Here is a 21038-nt window from a genome sequence, read left to right on the forward strand (position 1 = left end):
AACCGCAAATCTTTTTCGGATAGCGGTTGATAATCTTCCCTGATAAGACCAGTATTTAGCTGCTAAATGCTACGAAATCGTTATAATGTGCGACCTTGGTTCGCCTGACAGCGGTTTTAAGCCTCTGAAAAGGTGACAATTGCGCTTCGAAGGTATATTTTGTTTTTTACCGGAAAATCGCAGGAGATGGCAGCACAATGACTGATAAGTTCCATATCTTAGTTTTGAACGGACCGAACCTGAACATGCTCGGCACCCGTGAGCCAGAGAAGTACGGCACGCTGACATTAAGTGAAATTGTTAACCGTCTGGGAACGGAAGCAGCGTCACTGAATGTGGATTTGGATCATTTTCAGTCGAATGCGGAGTACGCACTCATCGACCGTATTCATCAGGCTAAAGACACTGTGGACTATATCCTGATTAATCCGGCCGCGTTTACGCACACCAGTGTTGCTATCCGCGACGCACTGCTCGCGGTGAGTATCCCGTTTATCGAGATCCACCTGAGTAATGTGCACGCCCGAGAGCCGTTCCGCCACCATTCGTATCTGTCGGATATCGCTGCTGGCGTTATCTGCGGACTGGGCGCTGACGGCTATTCATACGCTTTACAGACAGCGGTAAAACGCTTGTCACAATCACACTAAACAAGAGTACGGAACCCACTCATGGATATTCGTAAGATTAAAAAACTGATCGAGCTGGTTGAAGAATCAGGCATCTCCGAACTGGAAATTTCTGAAGGCGAAGAGTCTGTACGCATCAGCCGTGCAGCCCCAGCCGCTAGCTTCCCGGTAATGCAGCAGGCTTATGCTGCGCCAGTGCAGCAGCCTGCGCTCTCCGCAGCCGTTGCACCAGCAGCTGAAGCCGCACCTGCCGCTGCAGCAGAAATCAGTGGTCACATCGTACGTTCCCCAATGGTTGGTACTTTCTACCGCACCCCGAGCCCGGACGCGAAGGCGTTCATCGAAGTGGGTCAGAAAGTCAACGTAGGCGATACCCTGTGCATCGTTGAAGCGATGAAAATGATGAACCAGATCGAAGCAGACAAATCAGGTACTGTGAAAGCGATTCTGGTCGAAAGTGGTCAGCCGGTTGAATTTGACGAGCCGCTGGTCGTCATCGAGTAACGAGGCGAACATGCTGGATAAAATTGTTATCGCCAACCGCGGCGAGATTGCTCTGCGTATTCTTCGTGCCTGTAAAGAACTGGGCATCAAGACCGTCGCTGTGCACTCAAGCGCGGATCGCGATTTAAAACACGTATTGCTGGCGGATGAGACGGTCTGTATTGGCCCGGCTCCGTCCGTAAAAAGCTATCTGAACATCCCGGCTATCATCAGCGCCGCTGAAATCACCGGCGCGGTGGCAATTCATCCGGGTTACGGCTTCCTCTCTGAGAACGCCAACTTTGCTGAGCAGGTTGAACGCTCTGGCTTTATCTTCATCGGCCCGAAAGCCGACACTATCCGCCTGATGGGCGACAAAGTGTCTGCAATCACCGCGATGAAAAAAGCCGGTGTACCAACCGTACCAGGCTCTGACGGCCCTCTGACCGACGACATGGATGCTAACCGTGCTCATGCTAAACGCATTGGCTACCCGGTTATCATCAAAGCGTCCGGCGGCGGTGGCGGTCGCGGTATGCGCGTTGTGCGCAGCGATGCTGAACTGGCTCAGTCCATCTCCATGACCAAAGCTGAAGCGAAAGCCGCTTTCAGCAATGACATGGTGTACATGGAAAAATACCTGGAAAACCCACGCCACATCGAAATTCAGGTGCTGGCAGACGGTCAGGGTAACGCCATCTATCTGGCAGAACGTGACTGCTCCATGCAGCGTCGTCACCAGAAAGTGGTCGAAGAAGCACCAGCACCGGGCATTACCCCGGAACTGCGTCGCTACATCGGCGAGCGTTGCTCCAAAGCGTGTGTCGATATCGGCTATCGCGGTGCGGGTACCTTCGAGTTCCTGTTCGAAAACGGCGAGTTCTACTTCATTGAAATGAACACCCGTATTCAGGTTGAACACCCGGTTACCGAAATGATCACCGGCGTTGACCTGATCAAAGAACAGCTGCGCATCGCTGCAGGCCAGCCGCTGTCCATCAAGCAGGAAGAAGTTGTGGTAAAAGGCCATGCGGTAGAGTGCCGTATTAACGCCGAAGACCCGAACACCTTCCTGCCAAGCCCGGGTAAAATCACGCGTTTCCACGCGCCGGGTGGCTTTGGCGTGCGCTGGGAGTCTCATATCTACGCCGGTTACACCGTACCGCCGTACTATGACTCAATGATCGGCAAGCTTATCTGCTATGGCGAAAACCGTGACGTGGCGATTGCCCGCATGAAGAACGCCCTGCAGGAGCTGATCATCGACGGAATCAAAACCAACGTTGATCTGCAGATGCGTATCATGAGCGACGAGCACTTCCAGAATGGTGGAACCAATATCCACTATCTGGAGAAAAAACTCGGTCTGAACGAGAAGTAATACAGCATCTTTGCTAAAAGGCCGGATTTTCCGGCCTTTTTTATTTCTGGGGCCTGGAAAGCCTCATCATGTACAATCCCCGCTTTCTTCATCCACAAGGGACAAACAATGGACAAACGTTTTGTTCAGGCCCATAAAGAAGCGCGCTGGGCGCTGTGGCTGACCCTTCTCTATCTCGCAGCATGGTTAGTGACCGCTTACTTACCTAATTCCACTATCGGCATAACCGGCCTGCCGCACTGGTTTGAAATGGCCTGTCTGTTGGTACCGCTGATTTTCATTCTGCTCAGCTGGCTGATGGTGCGCTTTATCTTCCGCGATTTCCCGCTGGAGGATAGCGATGCAAACTGAAATTATCACCGTGCTGATTGTCTATTTGATCGTGGTGTTTGGCCTCTCTTTCTATGCCATGCGCAAGCGCAGCACCGGTTCGTTTCTGAGCGAATATTTCCTCGGCAGCCGTTCCATGGGCGGGTTTGTGCTGGCGATGACGCTGACCGCTACCTACGTGAGCGCCAGTTCGTTCATCGGCGGACCGGGAGCGGCATATAAATATGGGCTCGGCTGGGTATTGCTGGCCATGATCCAGGTGCCCACTATCTGGCTGTCGCTGGGCATTCTGGGCAAAAAATTTGCCATTCTCGCCCGCCGCTATAACGCCATTACGCTTAACGACATGCTGCAGGCACGCTATCAGAGCCGCGCGGTGGTCTGGATTGCCAGTATCAGCCTGATTGTCGCCTTCGTCGGCGCCATTGCCGTTCAGTTTATTGGCGGCGCGCGATTGCTGGAAACGGCGGCGGGTATCAAGTACGAGACCGGGTTGCTCATCTTCGGGGTAACGATTGCGCTGTACACCGCGTTTGGCGGCTTCCGGGCCAGCGTTCTGAACGACACCATGCAGGGCATGGTGATGCTGATAGGTACGCTTGTGCTGCTGGTTGGCGTCATCTATTCGGCCGGCGGATTACACAATGCGGTGCAAACGCTGGAACAGATCGATCCTAAACTGGTCAGCCCCCACGGTGCAGATGATATCCTGACGCCGGCGTTTATGACCTCCTTCTGGGTGCTGGTCTGCTTTGGCGTAATTGGCCTGCCTCACACGGCCGTGCGCTGTATCTCCTATAAAGACAGCAAAGCCGTTCACCGGGGGATTGTGATTGGCACCGTCGTTGTCGCGCTTCTGATGCTGGGCATGCATCTGGCGGGTGCGCTGGGACGGGCGGTTTTACCCCACCTGACCGTGCCGGATCAGGTCATTCCAACGCTAATGGTGCAGGTGCTTCCGCCGTGGGCCGCAGGATTGTTCCTTGCTGCACCGATGGCGGCCATCATGTCCAACGTTAACGCGCATCTGCTGCAGGCTTCTGCCACCATCATCAAAGATCTGTGGCTTAGCGCGCGTCCAGCTAAAATGCATAATGAGCAAAAGCTTAAACGCATCTCGACCTGGACCACGCTGGTGCTCGGCATTCTGATGATGCTCGCCGCATGGCGCCCGCCGGAGATGATCATCTGGCTGAATCTGCTGGCGTTTGGCGGCCTTGAAGCCGTTTTCCTGTGGCCGCTGGTGTTAGGGCTCTACTGGGAACGCGCGAACGCTGCGGGCGCGCTGAGCGGCATGATTGTCGGCGGTGTGCTGTATGCCGTTCTCGCTACGTTTAAAATTCAGTACCTGGGCTTCCATCCGATTGTGCCTTCGTTACTGCTAAGTTTACTGGCGTTTGTGGTGGGGAACCGTTTCGGTCAGCCCGCGCCACAATCCGCTATGATTTCTTCTGATAAATAAAGAGTTTTGCCATGCCGTGGATCCAACTAAAACTGAACACAACCGGCGCTAACGCCGAGGAACTGAGCGATGCGCTGATGGAGGCCGGCTCGGTTTCTATCACCTTCCAGGACACGCATGACACGCCGGTCTTTGAGCCATTGCCGGGCGAAACCCGCCTGTGGGGCGACACCGACGTTATTGGTCTGTTTGATGCCGAAACCGACATGAAAGAAGTGGTCGCGATTCTGGAAAATCATCCTCTGCTGGGCGCGGGTTTTGCGCACAAAATCGAACAGCTTGAAGACAAAGACTGGGAACGAGAGTGGATGGATAACTTCCACCCGATGCAGTTCGGCAAACGTCTGTGGATCTGCCCAAGCTGGCGCGATGTTCCCGATGAAAGCGCGGTCAACGTGATGCTCGACCCGGGTCTGGCGTTTGGTACCGGCACCCATCCAACGACCTCCCTGTGCCTGCAGTGGCTGGATGGTCTGGATCTTAACGGTAAGACGGTGATCGACTTCGGCTGTGGATCCGGGATCCTCGCGATTGCCGCCCTGAAGCTGGGCGCGGCAAAAGCCATCGGGATCGATATCGATCCGCAGGCGATTCAGGCCAGCCGCGATAACGCAGAACGCAACGGCGTCTCCGATCGCCTGGAGCTGTATCTGCCGGATGCGCAGCCAGAAGCCATGAAAGCCGATGTGGTGGTCGCCAACATTCTGGCGGGCCCGCTGCGCGAGCTTGCCCCGTTAATCAGTGTGCTGCCCGTTGAGGGCGGTCTGCTGGGGCTTTCCGGCATTCTTGCAAGCCAGGCTGACAGCGTGTGTGAAGCCTATGCCGATCTCTTTGATCTCGACCCGGTAATGGAAAAAGAAGAGTGGTGTCGTATCACCGGTCGTAAAAAATAAGAATCTGGCGTGGTCATCTGACCACGCCCTTCTCCGCTGATAATTTTCTTTCCCCCGGTCATTCTTCGGTAATATACCCCTACAAATCATGTTGATTTGTATTACAAAAATTCACCGGAAGAATATGATGAAACACATTACAGGCAAGGCAGCGCTGCTGACGCTGAGCATGATCTCGGCTTCAGCATTCGCATCACACTGGGGCTACGAAGGAAATAGTTCACCGGAACACTGGGGCGAACTGGACGAGGCATACAAGACCTGTCAAAACGGAATGAACCAGTCTCCCATTAATATTGATTCAACCGTTGACGCCCATCTCTCCCCGCTTCAAACGCACTACATTGATGGCCCCGTGACGCTGACAAACAACGGCCATACCATTCAGGCCAGTGAACCGGCTGATACCCGCGATACCCTTACTCTGGATAAGCAAACCTGGACGTTACAACAGTTCCATTTTCACGCGCCGAGCGAAAACACCGTTCACGGCAAGAGATATGCGATGGAAATGCACCTGGTTCATAAAAATGCCGGCGGAGAACTGGCGGTGGTAGCGGTCATGTTCGATAAAGGGACCGCAAACCCGGAGCTTGAAAAATTGTGGAACGTTATGCCGCAGCTGGCCGAACAAAACGTCTCCATCAAAGGCAGTCTCAACCTGAACACACTCCTGCCGAAAGATAAAACGTACTGGCGCTTTAGCGGTTCACTGACCACCCCACCGTGCTCAGAAGGCGTCACATGGATTGTGCTTAAGCACCCCATGACGGCTTCTGCAGAACAGCTCGAAAAATTCACCCATACCATGCACCACGATAATAACCGTCCGGTACAGTCGCTGCATGGGCGTGTTGTGGTCGAATAAGACGCATTTTTCGCATAACGATCATGTTCTAAAATGCGACGCAGATCGCAAAGAAGCGGGATAATCTGCTGCTAAAAACAGCAGATTATCCCGCGTCAGTGACGCATTTATTCAGAAATGATGAGAAGTTACGGGAAATTGTAAGCGTCCATAAAATAACCATTTCATCATAACTTAATGATTTAAATAATGAATAATTTTGAACGAACAGATTGTGCGGCGATTCCTTGATCTACAACAGTGGATTGTTCAAAGTTTGGCCTTTCATCTCGTGCAAAAAATGCGTAATATACGCCGCCTTGCAGTCACAGTATGGTCATTTCTTAACTCATGCGCATCGGACACCACCAGCTTAGAAATCGCCTGATCGCAGCCCCAATGGCAGGTATTACAGACCGGCCGTTCAGGACGCTGTGTTATGAGATGGGAGCCGGTTTAACCGTATCCGAGATGATGTCGTCTAACCCGCAGGTTTGGGAAAGCGATAAATCCCGCCTTCGGATGGTGCACGTTGATGAACCAGGTATTCGCACCGTGCAAATTGCCGGAAGCGTGCCTGAAGAGATGGCAGATGCCGCGCGGATTAACGTGGAAAGTGGTGCCCAGATTATTGATATCAATATGGGGTGCCCGGCCAAAAAGGTGAATCGCAAGCTTGCAGGTTCAGCCCTTCTGCAATACCCCGACCAGGTGAAATCTATCCTGACGGCGGTTGTCAGCGCAGTGGACGTTCCTGTTACGTTGAAGATTCGCACGGGTTGGTCGCCGGAACACCGTAACTGTGTAGAAATTGCCCAACTGGCCGAAGATTGTGGCATTCAGGCCCTGACCATTCATGGACGCACTCGCGCCTGTTTGTTCAACGGTGAAGCTGAATACGACAGCATTCGGGCAGTTAAGCAGAAAGTTTCCATTCCGATTATCGCGAATGGCGACATTACTGACCCGCTTAAAGCCAGAGCTGTACTCGACTATACGGGAGCTGATGCTCTGATGATAGGACGTGCCGCTCAGGGAAGACCCTGGATCTTTCGGGAAATCCAGCATTATCTGGACACTGGGGAGCTGCTTGCCCCGCTGCCTCTGGCAGAGGTTAAGCGTTTGCTTTGCTCGCATGTTCGGGAATTGCATGACTTTTATGGTCAGGCAAAAGGGTACCGAATTGCGCGTAAACACGTCTCCTGGTATCTCCAGGAGCATGCTCCAGATGACCAGTTTCGGCGCACATTCAACGCCATAGAGGATGCCAGCGTACAGCTGGAGGCGTTGGAGGCATACTTCGAAAATCTTGCGTAATGAAATAAAGAGCTGACAGAACTATGTTCGAACAACGCGTAAATTCTGACGTACTGACCGTATCTACCGTAAACTCTCAGGATCAGGTAACTCAAAAGCCCCTGCGTGACTCGGTTAAACAGGCACTGAAGAACTATTTTGCTCAACTGAATGGTCAGGATGTTAATGATCTGTATGAGCTGGTACTGGCTGAAGTTGAACAGCCACTGTTGGACATGGTGATGCAATACACCCGCGGTAACCAAACCCGCGCTGCGCTGATGATGGGTATCAACCGTGGTACTCTGCGTAAGAAACTGAAAAAATACGGCATGAACTAATTTCGGTTAGCGAAATGCTTGTTTAAAAAGGCGCTACCTGGCATGGGGATGCGCCTTTTTTATTTCCTCCCCCCTCTCCGTCAACGCTTTGTAAACCTTCGCTTATCCCGCTTTTAAAGCGCCTCTTTTCGTGTATATTTTCCCCCACTCTACTGGCGCTCTTCTCGCGGAATGACACAATGATTCGTAAATACTGGTGGCTGGTTGTCTTTGCAATCTCCGTTCTCATCTTCGATACGCTCCTGATGCAGTGGATTGAACTGATGAGCACCGAGACCGATAAGTGTCGCAATATGAACTCCGTGAATCCGCTGAAATTAGTGAACTGCTCAGAGCTCGACTAACCGCCCGATCGCGCAAACCGCCCCCTTATTACCCACTAAAAACGGGGATTTAAATCCCTTTGAGCCGTTACCTTACGGTGATAATGTCTCGCCCTTCTCAACCGCTCTAGCGTAACCTCACACTCGAGTAGAACCGAACATGCTGGTTAGCCAATACAACCATATCCTTGTAGTCCTCTCCTTCGTTGTTGCCATCCTTGCGGCGTATACCGCACTCAATATGGCTGCACGTGTCGCCGGGAGTCAGGGCGTTGCTGCCCGCGTCTGGCTGGCTGGCGGCGGAATAGCAATGGGCATTGGCGTATGGGCCATGCATTTTATCGGCATGCTGGCGATGGACCTCTCCATGAGCATGAGCTACAACGCCACCCTGACGGTGTTATCCATGGTCATCGCCGTGGGTTCGTCGCTGTTTGCGCTATGGCTCGTGAGCTGCGAGCAATTACGCCTGCGCCGGCTGGTGCCCGGCGCGCTGGTGATGGGGAGCGGTATTGTTGCTATGCATTACACCGGCATGGCGGCGCTGGAAGTGATGCCAGGGATTATCTGGGACAAGGTTTGGGTGGCCATTTCGGTCGCGATAGCGCTTGCTGCTTCACTCGCGGCCCTATGGCTGACCTTCCGTCTGCGTCACGAAGCCGCGCAGGTCGTGCTGATGCGCATGGGTGCCGCCATCACGATGGGAATTGCCATTGCCGGTATGCACTACGCCGGGATGAAAGCCGCACAGTTTCCGATGTCCACAATGGTTCATCATGACGGCATTAACGGAAGCTGGCTGGCGGTGCTGGTCAGCGTCGTCGCGCTCTCTATTCTTGGGATCACCCTGCTGGTGTCGATGCTGGATGCCCGCCTTCAGGCACGTACCGCCCTTCTGGCCTCGTCGCTTGCAGAAGCGAACCGGGAGCTCGCTCAGCTGGCGCTGCAGGATACGCTGACGCGTCTGCCGAACCGCATCCTGCTGGAAGACAGACTCGATCAGGCCATCAGCAAAGCCGACCGTGAAGGTACCCATTTTGCCCTGATGTTCATGGATCTCGACGGTTTTAAAGCCATCAATGACGCCTACGGCCATGATGTCGGTGACAAACTGCTGGTCGCCGTTACGCAGCGCCTGCTGCTTCTGCTGAAAGGCCAGTTTACCCTCGCTCGCATCGGGGGTGATGAGTTTGTCCTGCTGGCAGAGGGAGAAGGTCCGGACGATGCGGCCTCCCTGGCCAATTCCCTGGTGCGCGCGATCGATAGCCCGTTCAATCTCGATCCCTATGAACTGGTGGTGACCCTCAGTATCGGTATCGCACTTTATCCTCACGACGGCAAAACCGAGCGCGAGCTGATGTTTAACGCCGATGCGGCGATGTACCACACGAAGCATATGGGCCGGAACGGTTACCACTTTTTCCAGCCTTCCATGAACACCCTGGCGCAGACCCATCTCCAGCTCATGAACGATCTTTGGATGGCGATCGATCGCAATGAGCTGCGCCTGCTCTATCAGCCAAAATTTCATGCACCCGCTGGGCCTATCCTTGGATTTGAGGCGCTATTGCGCTGGCAGCATCCTAAACAGGGATTACTCACCCCGGATCTTTTCCTGCCGCTGGCGGAAAAAACGGGGCTTATTATCCCCATTGGCAACTGGGTGATGAATGAAGCCTGCCGCCAGCTGCGGGAATGGCATCTTCAGGGGCATCAAAACTGGTCAATGGCGGTAAACCTGTCAACATTGCAGTTCGAACAACCTTCGCTGGTTAAAACAGTTCTCGACTGCCTGGCACTTCACCATGTGCCACCGGAAATGTTGATTCTGGAAGTGACGGAAACCACGGCAATGAGCAACCCGGATGAAAGTGTACGGGTGCTGACAGAGCTGACTGATGCTGGCGTGAAGGCCTCCATTGATGATTTTGGCACCGGATATTCCAGCCTGCTATATCTCAAGCGCTTACCGGCTTGCGAATTGAAAATCGACAGAGCGTTTGTGAACGAGCTAAGCGGGGAAAGCGAGGACGCCACCATTGTCTCAGCGATTGTGGCCCTTGCAAAAACGCTTAACCTGAAAGTCGTGGCAGAGGGTGTGGAAACTGAGGCTCAGCAAACCTTTTTGACCGAACTGGGCTGTAATACCCTTCAGGGTTATCTGTTAGGTAAACCGGTCAGCGCGCAGACCATAGAGGCACTTTGTGCCCGAGGGGAAATGTTACCCGGCGCGGAGCTGTAAGCATCATCATGAGGCGGTACGCGAATGACAGGGAGTGTCGCCAGAATGCTATCGACCAGGGCTGGAGCCTGCTGATAAAGATTAAAACTGTCGTTATTCATTAACCAGTTTTTAATTATTCCGCTAAAAAAACCGTGGAAGACGATCAAGGTAAGATCAACATTCACCTTTGACGAAATAATTTCCCGCGAAATACAGGCCTCCAGCGCGGCGCGTAGCGTCTCATAATTGAATCCAATACGCTTTCGGATTTCACTCTCTGAAATCATATCGCTGCTAAATTCACATTTATGATACAGAATTTGCAAAAGCGCGCATTGCCGAGGCTCATGCGCAATATACTGCAGCGCAGTAATAAATTGCTCACGAAGCATTAACAACGGGTCATCATTTTCGGAAAGAGAAAGCCTGTCGCGAATAATGTCGCGAAGCGGCAATTGCTGTTCCCAGATGGCATTAAATATTTCAGATTTACTGGTGAAGTGCCAGTAGATCGCGCCGCGCGTCACCCTGGCGGCATCCGCGATATCCGTCAGCGTCGTGCTGGCTACGCCACGCGTCGCAAACTGTCCGATAGCTGCCTCAATCAGCTGCTGCCGGGTTTGTTGAGCCTCTTCTTTCTTTTTACGCGCCATAGACAACTACTCGTTATGCACAAGGTTTAAAGGTATTACTGCGTACATGGAAATGAAAGTATTCACCAAAATCCGTTTTAATTTTGCACAAAAAAAGTCAACAGACATAATTTATAATTAATACAAATACATCAAGGCGAATAAATTCATGACATGAATAATTAGAGAATATTAAGCCCTGATTATCTGATTAATTCGCCAGAAGTATACCGCTGAAAATGCCGGGACCGATTCTGATTTTTCCCTCAGGCCTGGGCATTCGCACTTATAAATTAAAAAACATTAAATACCCTCATTATTATACGCAGCTACATTTTATTTTTATCCCTCTGCCCCAGCTACCGGTTCACGGCATATATCGGTTAGTGGGTATTTAAAGGAACAGCAATGACGAATTATTTCAGACGCTTACCCTTATCCGGTTTCATTGTCTGCGCGGTACTGCTCACTGGATGCGATGGTCAGGAAAAACAACAACAGTCCCCGCAGGCGCCTCAGGTCAGCGTGCACGTCGTGAAAAGCGCACCTCTGGCTGTCACCACTGAACTCCCGGGCAGAACAGATGCATTTCGGGTTGCGGAGGTTCGACCTCAGGTTAGCGGCATTATCCTGCGTCGCAACTTCGCGGAAGGTAGCGATGTAAAAGCGGGTGAATCACTTTATCAGATTGATCCTGCGACCTATCAGGCGGCCTATGACAGCGCGAAAGGCGAGCTGGCGAAGGCCCAGGCGGCGGCCAGCATTGCACACCTGACGGTGAAACGTTATCTCCCGCTGGTGGGAACACAGTATGTCAGCAAGCAAGAGTATGACCAGGCCGTTGCCACGGCGCAGCAGGCAGATGCCAGCGTCGTTGCCGCAAAAGCCGGCGTTGAAAGCGCGCGTATCAACCTTGCCTATACCAAAGTGACGTCTCCTGTCGATGGCCGCATCGGTAAATCCAGCGTGACCGAAGGCGCACTCGTCACGAACGGACAAGCCGCAGCGCTGGCAACTGTCCAGCAGCTTGATCCGATGTATGTCGATGTCACTCAGTCCAGTAATGATTTTTTGCGCCTGAAACAGACGAGTCTGCAAAAAGGTGATACCGCCAGCACCGTTGAGCTGCTAATGGAAAATGGTCAGCCCTATCCGCTGAAAGGCACATTGCAATTCTCTGACGTCACGGTCGATGAAAGTACCGGCTCGATTACCCTGCGCGCTATTTTCCCGAATCCTCAGCATCTGCTGTTACCCGGCATGTTTGTTCGCGCCCGCATTGATGAAGGCACGCAGCCGGATGCGATTCTGGTTCCCCAGCAAGGGGTAACACGTACGCCGCGAGGCGATGCAACCGTTCTGGTGGTGAATGATAAAAACCAGGTTGAATCACGTACCGTCGTAGCCCCTCAGGCGATTGGCGATCGCTGGCTGGTGACGGAAGGGCTGAAAAACGGCGATCGCGTCATCGTCAGCGGGTTACAGAAAGTCAGACCGGGGGCAACCGTCGTCGCCACGCCTGATACCTCCACAGCGCCAGCCAGTTAAGGGACGATGACATGGCTAATTTCTTTATTCAGAGACCGGTTTTCGCCTGGGTACTTGCCATCATTTTAATGATTGCAGGCGGGCTGGCCATTCTCAAACTTCCCGTCGCACAGTATCCGACCATTGCGCCTCCCGCCGTGGCGATATCCGCGACCTACCCGGGTGCGGATGCTCAAACGGTGCAGGATACCGTGACCCAGGTTATCGAACAGAACATGAACGGTATCGATAACCTGATGTATATGTCCTCCACCAGCGATTCAGCGGGTAACGTCACTATCACCCTGACCTTCGAATCAGGAACCGATCCGGATATCGCCCAGGTGCAGGTTCAGAACAAGCTGCAGCTCGCCATGCCGCTGCTGCCGCAAGAGGTTCAGCAGCAAGGGATTGGCGTTGAGAAATCCAGTAGCAGCTTCCTGCTGGTTGCCGGTTTTGTTTCAGACAACAAGAACCTCTCGCAGAATGACATCTCAGACTATGTCGCGTCGAACGTTAAAGATGCTATCAGCCGAACGTCTGGCGTCGGTGACGTTCAGCTGTTTGGCGCTCAGTATGCGATGCGCATCTGGCTCGACAGCAACGCGATGAACAAATACCAGCTGACGCCGCTGGATATTATCAACCAGCTTAAAACGCAGAACGACCAGATAGCGGCAGGCCAGCTGGGCGGAACGCCATCCATTCCCGGGCAGCAGCTGAATGCCTCGATCATCGCGCAAACCCGCCTGAAATCACCGGAAGAGTTTGGCCGCGTGACGCTCAAGGTGAACCAGGACGGTTCGATGGTTCATCTGAAGGATGTGGCTCGCATTGAGCTCGGTGGCGAAAACTACAATATGGTGACCAAAATCAACGGGCAGGCGGCAACCGGCCTGGGGATTAAGCTGGCAACCGGGGCAAATGCGCTGGACACGGCGGCAGCCATCAAGAGCAAACTGGCGCAGCTGCAGCAGTTCTTCCCGCAGGGGCTAAAAGTCGTCTACCCCTATGACACCACGCCATTTGTGAAAATCTCTATCCACGAAGTGGTGAAGACCCTGTTTGAAGCGATCGTTCTCGTCTTCCTGGTTATGTACCTGTTCCTGCAAAACCTGCGGGCGACGCTCATCCCGACTATTGCGGTGCCGGTCGTTCTGCTGGGCACCTTCGCGGTTCTGGCAGCGTTCGGGTTTTCTATCAATACCCTGACGATGTTCGGTATGGTGCTGGCGATAGGCCTGCTGGTCGATGACGCTATCGTGGTCGTTGAGAACGTTGAACGCGTCATGGTCGAGGACAACCTGCCGCCGAAAGAGGCCACGCAGAAGTCGATGGAGCAGATCCAGGGCGCGCTGGTGGGGATCGCCATGGTGCTCTCGGCGGTCTTTATTCCAATGGCCTTTTTTGGCGGTTCGACGGGGGCTATCTATCGCCAGTTTTCGCTGACTATCGTCTCCGCCATGGCGCTGTCGGTACTGGTGGCGCTGATCCTGACGCCAGCACTCTGTGCAACGTTGCTTAAGCCCATATCCCACGATCGTCACGAGAAGAAGGGTGGCTTCTTTGGCTGGTTTAATGCGCGCTTTGATAAGAGCGTGGAGCACTACAGCAACAGCGTGAGCGGTATTCTGCGCAAGACCGGCCGCTATCTGGTGGTGTACGTCATTATCGTCGCCGGGATGGCGGTGCTCTTCCTTCGCTTGCCCACCTCCTTCCTGCCTAAGAGCGTGGAGCACTACAGCAACAGCGTGAGCGGTATTCTGCGCAAGACCGGCCGCTATCTGGTGGTGTACGTCATTATCGTCGCCGGGATGGCGGTGCTCTTCCTTCGCTTGCCCACCTCCTTCCTGCCCGAGGAAGATCAGGGCGTGTTTATGACGATGGTTCAACTCCCGGCAGGTGCAACCCAGACGCGGACTCAGCAGGTACTCGACCAGGTTCAGGACTACTATCTGAACAACGAAAAGGCGAACGTGGAATCTGTCTTTACCGTTAACGGCTTTAGCTTTAGCGGCCAGGGTCAGAACTCCGGTATTGCCTTCGTCAGCCTGAAGCCCTGGGAGGAGCGCCCGGGGGAGAAAAATGGCGTCGAGGCCATTGTCGGTCGCGCGACCAAAGCCTTCAGCCAGATTAAAGATGGACTCGTGTTCCCGTTTAACCTGCCTGCAATTATTGAGCTGGGTACCGCTACGGGCTTCGACTTTGAGTTGATTGACCAGGCCAACCTGGGGCATACGCAGCTGACTCAGGCGCGAAACCAACTGCTCGGCATGGTGAAGGAGCATCCTGACCTTCTGGTTCGCGTGCGTCCTAACGGGCTTGAAGATACTCCTCAGTTCAAGCTCGATGTCGATCAGGAGAAAGCGCAGGCGCTGGGCGTCAGTCTTTCTGACGTCAACCAGACGATCTCGACGGCTTTAGGTGGCACCTATGTGAACGACTTTATCGATCACGGTCGCGTGAAAAAGGTCTACGTCCAGGCCGACGCAAAATTCCGTATGTTGCCGGGGGATATCAATAACCTTTACGTGCGCAGCGCGAATGGGGAAATGGTCCCGTTCTCAGCCTTTAGCAACGCTCACTGGGTTTATGGTTCACCTCGCCTGGAGCGCTACAATGGAATGCCATCGATGGAGATCCTCGGTGAATCAGCGCCTGGAAAAAGTACCGGTGAGGCGATGGTCATGATGGAAAACCTCGCGGCAAAACTGCCTTCCGGCATCGGATATGACTGGACAGGAATGTCTTATCAGGAGCGGCTTTCGGGTAACCAGGCGCCAGCACTGTACGCCATTTCACTGATCGTCGTGTTCCTGTGCCTGGCAGCCCTGTATGAAAGCTGGTCCATTCCGTTCTCTGTCATGCTGGTTGTACCGCTGGGCGTCATCGGAGCGCTTCTCGCAGCATCATTGCGCGGGTTAAACAATGACGTTTATTTCCAGGTCGGCCTGCTGACGACGATTGGTTTATCGGCGAAAAACGCCATCCTGATCGTCGAATTTGCTAAGGACCTGATGGATAAAGAGGGTAAAGGTATTATTGAGGCCACGCTGGAAGCCTCAAGGATGCGCCTTCGACCTATCCTGATGACGTCCCTGGCCTTTATTCTTGGCGTCATGCCGCTGGTGATCAGCACCGGGGCCGGGAGCGGCGCGCAAAACGCCGTCGGTACGGGCGTTATGGGAGGAATGCTTTCCGCAACGCTTCTGGCGATTTTCTTCGTACCCGTCTTCTTTGTGGTTGTCCGGCGACGGTTTACAAACCATAAGGATTAATCTTTCCCTGAAAGGCACCTCTGGTGCCTTTTTTATTTTTAACATAAACAATGAATTAGGTATTACACAAAAGCAGCGTTAAAAATACGATGGTTTGCATTAAGTAAAAACAGCCTCTTGCAGCTTCATAATTTCTCCATTAATTCATCCTGAAACCGCTTTTTCTCCACGATTTTTACAAACTACATAATTTGAGATTATTCCTCGTGTAACGAGGAGTTACCCCGGTGGTAAAATAACCATCAGTTCGTTAATAGCCCTCCTGGCTTTATAGCGGATGAGAAATAATACTGAGGTAACATCATGAAAAGATTCATTTCCGTTGCACTACTCGCTGCGCTGCTCGCTGGTTGCGCGCACGACTCTCCATGTGTACCGGTTTACGATGACCAGGGCCGACTGGTTCATACCAATACCTGTATGAAAGGCACCACCCAGGATAACTGGGAAACAGCGGGTGCTATTGCCGGCGGTGCTGCCGCAGTGGCGGGTTTGACGCTGGGTATCGTTGCCCTGACCAAGTAACATCTGTTAAGAAAGCGCGGCTCTGGCCGCGCTTTTGCTTTTAAAGAGTGCAGGATTTTTAAATAAGTAAAAAAATAGCCCCCTATTTATAAACGCAATTAATTTTAGTCAGAAGCCAGTCACATCTTTTTCGTATACTTCTTTAAATTTCATATTCTATCGTGATGATTTTCACCCATTAATACTATTGAATACCCTGCCAATATTCACTCTGGAAACTATCTTTCCCTTTCCTCTCACTGTCCTTAAAACTTTTGCTCCGATTTGTGGCACAGGTTGTAATTTCGCACCGTTTCGGGGCGCTCGTTTTATTTAAGCCTGTCTACACTCAGCATTAAGCGTTCACTCATCACTTATTTTATCGAACGCAAAACTGGCATTACGTTTGCTTTATAAACGTTGGCCAACGCCACAGACAGGTAAAGCGTTTAAAAGCGCCTCTATAACGATAAATTTCGCCACACAGGATGCATTATGAAAAAGACGATGATAGCCAGCCTGGCCGCTGCAGGCATGTTGTTTGCCGTAGCCGGTCAAGCCCATGCGGGAACGACACTGGATGCCGTTAAAAAGAAAGGTTTTGTTCAATGTGGTATCAGTGACGGTTTGCCTGGCTTCTCTTATGCCGATGCGAACGGCAAATTTACCGGTATTGATGTGGATGTCTGCCGTGGCGTCGCCGCCGCCGTTTTTGGTGATGACAGCAAAGTAAAATATACCCCGCTGACGGCGAAAGAACGTTTTACGGCGCTGCAATCCGGCGAGGTTGACATGCTCTCCCGTAATACCACCTGGACCTCCTCCCGTGATGCAGGTATGGGGATGTCATTTACGGGTGTGACCTATTATGACGGCATCGGTTTCCTGACCCACAATAAAGCTGGGCTGAAAAGCGCCAAAGAACTGGATGGCGCGACCGTTTGTATCCAGGCGGGCACCGATACCGAGCTCAACGTCGCGGATTATTTCAAAGCGAATAACATGAAATACACTCCTGTGACATTCGACCGCTCGGATGAATCCGCTAAAGCGCTGGAATCCGGTCGTTGTGACACGCTGGCCTCTGACCAGTCACAGCTGTATGCCTTACGTATTAAGCTGAGCAACCCGACAGAGTGGATTGTCCTGCCTGAAGTGATCTCCAAAGAACCTCTCGGACCCGTGGTGCGCCGTGGCGATGAAGACTGGTTCTCCATTGTTCGCTGGACGCTGTTTGCCATGCTGAACGCAGAAGAGATGGGCATTAACTCGAAAAACGTTGATGAGAAAGCCGCGAATCCATCCAACCCGGATATGGCACACCTGCTGGGTAAAGAGGGTGATTTCGGCAAGGATCTGAAGCTGGATAACAAGTGGGCTTACAACATCATCAAGCAGGTGGGCAACTACTCTGAGATCTTTGAGCGCAACGTGGGATCGGAAAGCCCGTTGAAGATCAAACGCGGCCAGAACAATCTCTGGAACAACGGCGGTATTCAGTACGCGCCACCAGTACGTTAAGTCATAGCTGTAACGGGCACTGCTCAGGCAGTGCCCACTCCAGAGTCATGGTTACTGAGGTTTCTTTATGTCCCATCGCCGCTCAGCCGTAAAAGGATCGCTATCCTTTTCTCATCCCGCGGTCCGCGCCTGGCTATTCCAGATTATTGCTATCGTTGCGGTTGTTCTCATCGCCGTGTATCTCATCCATAACACAATCACCAACCTGAATAACCGCGGCATTACCTCCGGTTTTGCTTTTTTGGATCGCAGCGCGGGGTTTGGCATTGTTCAGCACCTTATTGATTACCAGGAAGGAGACACCTACGGCCGCGTGTTCGTGGTCGGCTTATTGAATACGCTGTTGGTGTCGGCGCTTTGTATTGTCTTCGCATCGATACTGGGCTTCTTCATTGGCCTGGCGCGCCTTTCTGAAAACTGGCTCCTGCGAAAACTGTCTACCATTTATATCGAGACGTTCCGCAACATCCCACCGCTGCTGCAGATCTTCTTCTGGTATTTCGCCGTATTACGTAACCTTCCCGGCCCTCGTCAGGCCGTTGACGCATTTGAGCTGTTTTTCCTGAGCAATCGTGGGCTGTCCATTCCTTCTCCTCAGCCAGGTGAAGGACTGTACGCGTTCATCGGCGCGATTGTGATAGCGCTTGCTCTCTCTGCGGGGGTATTTCGTTTTAACCGCAAGCATCAGGTCAAAACCGGCCAGCTTCGCAGAACCTGGCCGACGGCTGCCGTCCTGATCGTTAGCCTGCCCCTGGTGGCACACTGGCTGTTTGGCGCCGCGCTGCACTGGGACATTCCGCATCTGCGTGGCTTTAACTTTCAGGGTGGAATGGTATTAATTCCTGAGCTGGCAGCCCTGACGCTGGCGCTGTCGATTTATACGTCCGCGTTTATCGCCGAGATTATCCGTGCGGGGATCCAGGCCGTACCGTACGGACAGCACGAGGCAGCGCGCTCTCTTGGATTGCCCCACACCGTGACGCTTCGCCAGGTCATCATTCCGCAGGCTTTACGGGTCATCATTCCGCCCCTGACCAGCCAGTATCTCAACATCGTCAAAAACTCGTCGCTGGCCGCTGCCATTGGCTACCCCGATATGGTGTCACTCTTCGCCGGAACCGTACTTAACCAGACCGGGCAAGCCATTGAAACTATCGCCATCACAATGTCTGTCTATCTGATCATCAGCCTGGTGATTTCATTGCTGATGAACCTTTATAACCGTCGTATAGCACTGGTCGAGCGCTAAGGATCTATGATGACAAAAGCGATACTGTCGCACTCCTCGCGCCCTGCCAACTCGACAGGTGGACGTTTTATTCTCTGGGCGCGTAAGAATCTCTTCTCCAGCTGGAGTAACAGCCTGCTGACGATTGTCTGTCTGTGGCTGATGTGGGAATTAATCCCGCCCCTTTTGAACTGGGCGTTTCTGCAGGCCAACTGGGTCGGTTCAACCCGGGCAGACTGTACAAAAGCGGGAGCTTGCTGGGTGTTTATTCACGAGCGCTTCGGTCAGTTCATGTATGGGTTGTATCCGCATGAACAGCGCTGGCGGATTAATCTGGCGCTGGTTATCGGCCTGCTCTCTGTCGCGGTCATGTTCTGGAAAAAGCTGCCTCACCGTGGACGCTACATTGCCGGCTGGGCAGTGGTTTATCCCGTTATTGTCTGGGTGCTGTTGTATGGCGGTTTTCTGGGGCTGGAACGGGTAGAAACTCGCCAGTGGGGCGGCCTGACGCTGACGTTGATTATCGCTTCAGTGGGGATAGCCGGCGCTCTACCGTGGGGGATTTTACTTGCCCTGGGACGGCGCTCAAAAATGCCGATCGTCCGCGTACTCTCCGTTATCTTCATTGAGTTCTGGCGCGGCGTACCGCTTATCACCGTTCTGTTTATGTCTTCGGTCATGCTGCCGCTGTTTATGGCAGAAGGTACAACGATCGACAAGCTGATCCGTGCCCTGGTTGGGGTGATTCTCTTCCAGTCCGCCTATGTCGCTGAAGTTGTGCGAGGTGGTTTACAGGCGTTACCTAAAGGCCAGTACGAAGCGGCGGAATCACTGGCGCTCGGCTACTGGAAAACGCAGGGGCTGGTCATTCTTCCCCAGGCACTCAAGCTGGTCATTCCGGGACTGGTCAACACGATCATTGCCCTCTTCAAAGATACCAGTCTGGTGATCATCATCGGATTGTTCGATCTCTTTAGCAGCGTGCAACAGGCAACCGTTGACCCTGTCTGGCTGGGTATGTCCACCGAGGGATATGTCTTTGCAGCTCTGATCTACTGGATCTTTTGTTTTAGCATGTCGCGCTACAGCCAGCACCTGGAAAAGCGCTTTAACACCGGGCGTACACCGCACTGAGGAAATTATGAGCCAAATGACTATGACACCTGCCGACGCGATGATTACGCTGGAAAACGTGAATAAATGGTACGGACAGTTCCATGTACTGAAAGACATCAATCTCAAGGTAAAGCAGGGAGAACGCATCGTCCTTTGCGGCCCTTCGGGATCCGGGAAATCCACAACCATTCGCTGCATTAACCATCTTGAAGAACATCAGCAAGGACGCATTGTGGTTGATGGTATTGAGCTAAATGAAGATATCCGCAACATCGAACGCGTGCGTCAGGAAGTGGGAATGGTATTTCAGCACTTTAATCTGTTTCCGCACCTGACCGTTCTGCAGAACTGCACGCTCGCGCCAATTTGGGTTCGAAAGATGCCGAAAAAGGAAGCGGAGGCGCTGGCCATGCATTACCTGGAACGCGTCCGTATTGCAGAGCATGCCAATAAATTTCCTGGCCAGATATCGGGTGGCCAGCAGCAGCGTGTGGCTATCGCCCGCTCTCTGTGTATGAAACCTAAAATTATGCTGTTTGATGAACCGACATCTGCCCTCGATCCAGAAATGGTGAAGGAGGTTCTGGACACCATGATTGGGCTGGCTCAATCCGGCATGACTATGCTGTGTGTGACGCATGAAATGGGATTCGCGAGAACCGTGGCCGACCGGGTGATCTTCATGGACCGCGGGGAGATTGTTGAGCAGGCGCCACCGGATGAGTTCTTTGCGCATCCTAAGTCAGAACGTACGCGAGCCTTCCTGTCGCAGGTGATTCATTAATCTGGTGTCTTGCCCGGTGGCGCGTTGCCTGCCGGGCCTCTGGGCTATGTAGGTCGGGTAAGGCGAAGCCGCCACCCGACTTTTCAGACCGCACAAAGCAAAAAACCCCGCACCTTACGGTACGGGGTTCTTCTTATTTGATGTCTGGCAGTTCCCTACTCTCACATGGGGAGACCCCACACTACCATCGGCGCTACGGCGTTTCACTTCTGAGTTCGGCATGGGGTCAGGTGGGACCA

General features: G+C 53.0%; 19 protein-coding genes and 1 rRNA gene. 18 read left to right on the plus strand and 2 right to left on the minus strand.

The genetic code is table 11. The features are described 5' to 3' along the window. Window positions 1-197: 197 nt before the first annotated feature. The 11 genes from aroQ (at window position 198) to M2433_RS18140 (ending at window position 10227) form a co-directional block, all read left to right on the plus strand. A complete protein-coding gene (gene aroQ, locus M2433_RS18090; RefSeq protein WP_032642454.1) occupies window positions 198-650 on the plus strand; it encodes a type II 3-dehydroquinate dehydratase in 453 nt (150 codons plus the stop codon). Window positions 651-671: 21 nt separating this feature from the next. Next, complete coding sequence (gene accB, locus M2433_RS18095) at window positions 672-1133, plus strand: acetyl-CoA carboxylase biotin carboxyl carrier protein (RefSeq protein ID WP_010436174.1); 462 nt, start codon at window positions 672-674, stop codon at window positions 1131-1133. 10 nt (window positions 1134-1143) lie between these two features. Then, the gene (gene accC / locus M2433_RS18100; RefSeq protein WP_023333644.1) at window positions 1144-2493 is read left to right on the plus strand and encodes an acetyl-CoA carboxylase biotin carboxylase subunit; all 1350 of its coding nucleotides are present in this window, start codon (window positions 1144-1146) and stop codon (window positions 2491-2493) included. A gap of 108 nt (window positions 2494-2601) precedes the next feature. Continuing rightward, window positions 2602-2844: a YhdT family protein gene (locus M2433_RS18105; RefSeq protein ID WP_429055722.1), complete on the plus strand. Its 243-nt coding sequence runs from the start codon at window positions 2602-2604 to the stop codon at window positions 2842-2844. Next, entirely contained in the window at window positions 2834-4285 is a 1452-nt protein-coding gene (gene panF / locus M2433_RS18110) for a sodium/pantothenate symporter (RefSeq protein ID WP_429055721.1), read from the plus strand. The genes M2433_RS18105 and panF overlap by 11 nt, the downstream gene beginning before the upstream one ends. An 11-nt stretch (window positions 4286-4296) precedes the next feature. Then, on the plus strand, window positions 4297-5178 hold the full coding sequence (prmA, locus tag M2433_RS18115; protein WP_429055720.1) for a 50S ribosomal protein L11 methyltransferase: 882 nt from the start codon (window positions 4297-4299) through the stop codon (window positions 5176-5178). Between the two features lie 127 nt (window positions 5179-5305). Beyond that, window positions 5306-6046, plus strand: a complete 741-nt coding sequence (locus M2433_RS18120) for a carbonic anhydrase (protein ID WP_429055718.1) — start codon at window positions 5306-5308, stop codon at window positions 6044-6046. Window positions 6047-6376: 330 nt separating this feature from the next. Then, complete coding sequence (dusB, locus tag M2433_RS18125; protein WP_047347654.1) at window positions 6377-7342, plus strand: tRNA dihydrouridine synthase DusB; 966 nt, start codon at window positions 6377-6379, stop codon at window positions 7340-7342. A gap of 23 nt (window positions 7343-7365) precedes the next feature. Beyond that, window positions 7366-7662, plus strand: a complete 297-nt coding sequence (fis, locus tag M2433_RS18130) for a DNA-binding transcriptional regulator Fis (protein ID WP_000462905.1) — start codon at window positions 7366-7368, stop codon at window positions 7660-7662. 179 nt (window positions 7663-7841) lie between these two features. Beyond that, the gene (locus M2433_RS18135) at window positions 7842-8006 is read left to right on the plus strand and encodes a DUF2556 family protein (protein ID WP_023309432.1); all 165 of its coding nucleotides are present in this window, start codon (window positions 7842-7844) and stop codon (window positions 8004-8006) included. Window positions 8007-8145: 139 nt separating this feature from the next. Next, window positions 8146-10227, plus strand: coding sequence for a putative bifunctional diguanylate cyclase/phosphodiesterase (locus M2433_RS18140; RefSeq protein WP_429055697.1), 2082 nt, complete (start codon window positions 8146-8148; stop codon window positions 10225-10227). On the opposite strand, the gene envR is transcribed toward M2433_RS18140, so the two are convergent. Next, complete coding sequence (gene envR / locus M2433_RS18145; RefSeq protein ID WP_429055695.1) at window positions 10143-10862, minus strand: acrEF/envCD operon transcriptional regulator; 720 nt, start codon at window positions 10860-10862, stop codon at window positions 10143-10145. The genes M2433_RS18140 and envR overlap by 85 nt on opposite strands. Before the next feature lie 387 nt (window positions 10863-11249). Here envR and M2433_RS18150 point away from each other — a divergent pair, with 387 nt between their 5' ends. The 7 genes from M2433_RS18150 to M2433_RS18180 all read left to right on the plus strand — a co-directional run bounded on the left by M2433_RS18150 (window position 11250) and on the right by M2433_RS18180 (window position 20799). Further along, complete coding sequence (locus M2433_RS18150) at window positions 11250-12389, plus strand: efflux RND transporter periplasmic adaptor subunit (protein ID WP_429055694.1); 1140 nt, start codon at window positions 11250-11252, stop codon at window positions 12387-12389. A gap of 11 nt (window positions 12390-12400) precedes the next feature. Then, on the plus strand, window positions 12401-15646 hold the full coding sequence (locus tag M2433_RS18155; protein WP_429055692.1) for an efflux RND transporter permease subunit: 3246 nt from the start codon (window positions 12401-12403) through the stop codon (window positions 15644-15646). Window positions 15647-15949: 303 nt separating this feature from the next. Then, entirely contained in the window at window positions 15950-16171 is a 222-nt protein-coding gene (locus M2433_RS18160) for a lipoprotein (RefSeq protein ID WP_008502867.1), read from the plus strand. 474 nt (window positions 16172-16645) lie between these two features. Further along, window positions 16646-17671: an amino acid ABC transporter substrate-binding protein gene (locus tag M2433_RS18165; protein ID WP_429055690.1), complete on the plus strand. Its 1026-nt coding sequence runs from the start codon at window positions 16646-16648 to the stop codon at window positions 17669-17671. Window positions 17672-17738: 67 nt separating this feature from the next. Beyond that, the gene (locus M2433_RS18170) at window positions 17739-18920 is read left to right on the plus strand and encodes an amino acid ABC transporter permease (RefSeq protein WP_429055688.1); all 1182 of its coding nucleotides are present in this window, start codon (window positions 17739-17741) and stop codon (window positions 18918-18920) included. Window positions 18921-18929: 9 nt separating this feature from the next. Beyond that, a complete protein-coding gene (locus M2433_RS18175; RefSeq protein ID WP_059312125.1) occupies window positions 18930-20033 on the plus strand; it encodes an amino acid ABC transporter permease in 1104 nt (367 codons plus the stop codon). Window positions 20034-20040: 7 nt separating this feature from the next. Further along, entirely contained in the window at window positions 20041-20799 is a 759-nt protein-coding gene (locus tag M2433_RS18180) for an amino acid ABC transporter ATP-binding protein (RefSeq protein ID WP_050859728.1), read from the plus strand. 142 nt (window positions 20800-20941) lie between these two features. Here the strand turns inward: M2433_RS18180 and rrf are convergent. Next, window positions 20942-21038: ribosomal RNA gene (gene rrf, locus M2433_RS18185) — 5S ribosomal RNA — on the minus strand; the annotation flags it as partial.

This window comes from Enterobacter sp. AC1, assembly GCF_050434705.1.
GTDB lineage: Bacteria > Pseudomonadota > Gammaproteobacteria > Enterobacterales > Enterobacteriaceae > Enterobacter > Enterobacter cloacae_L.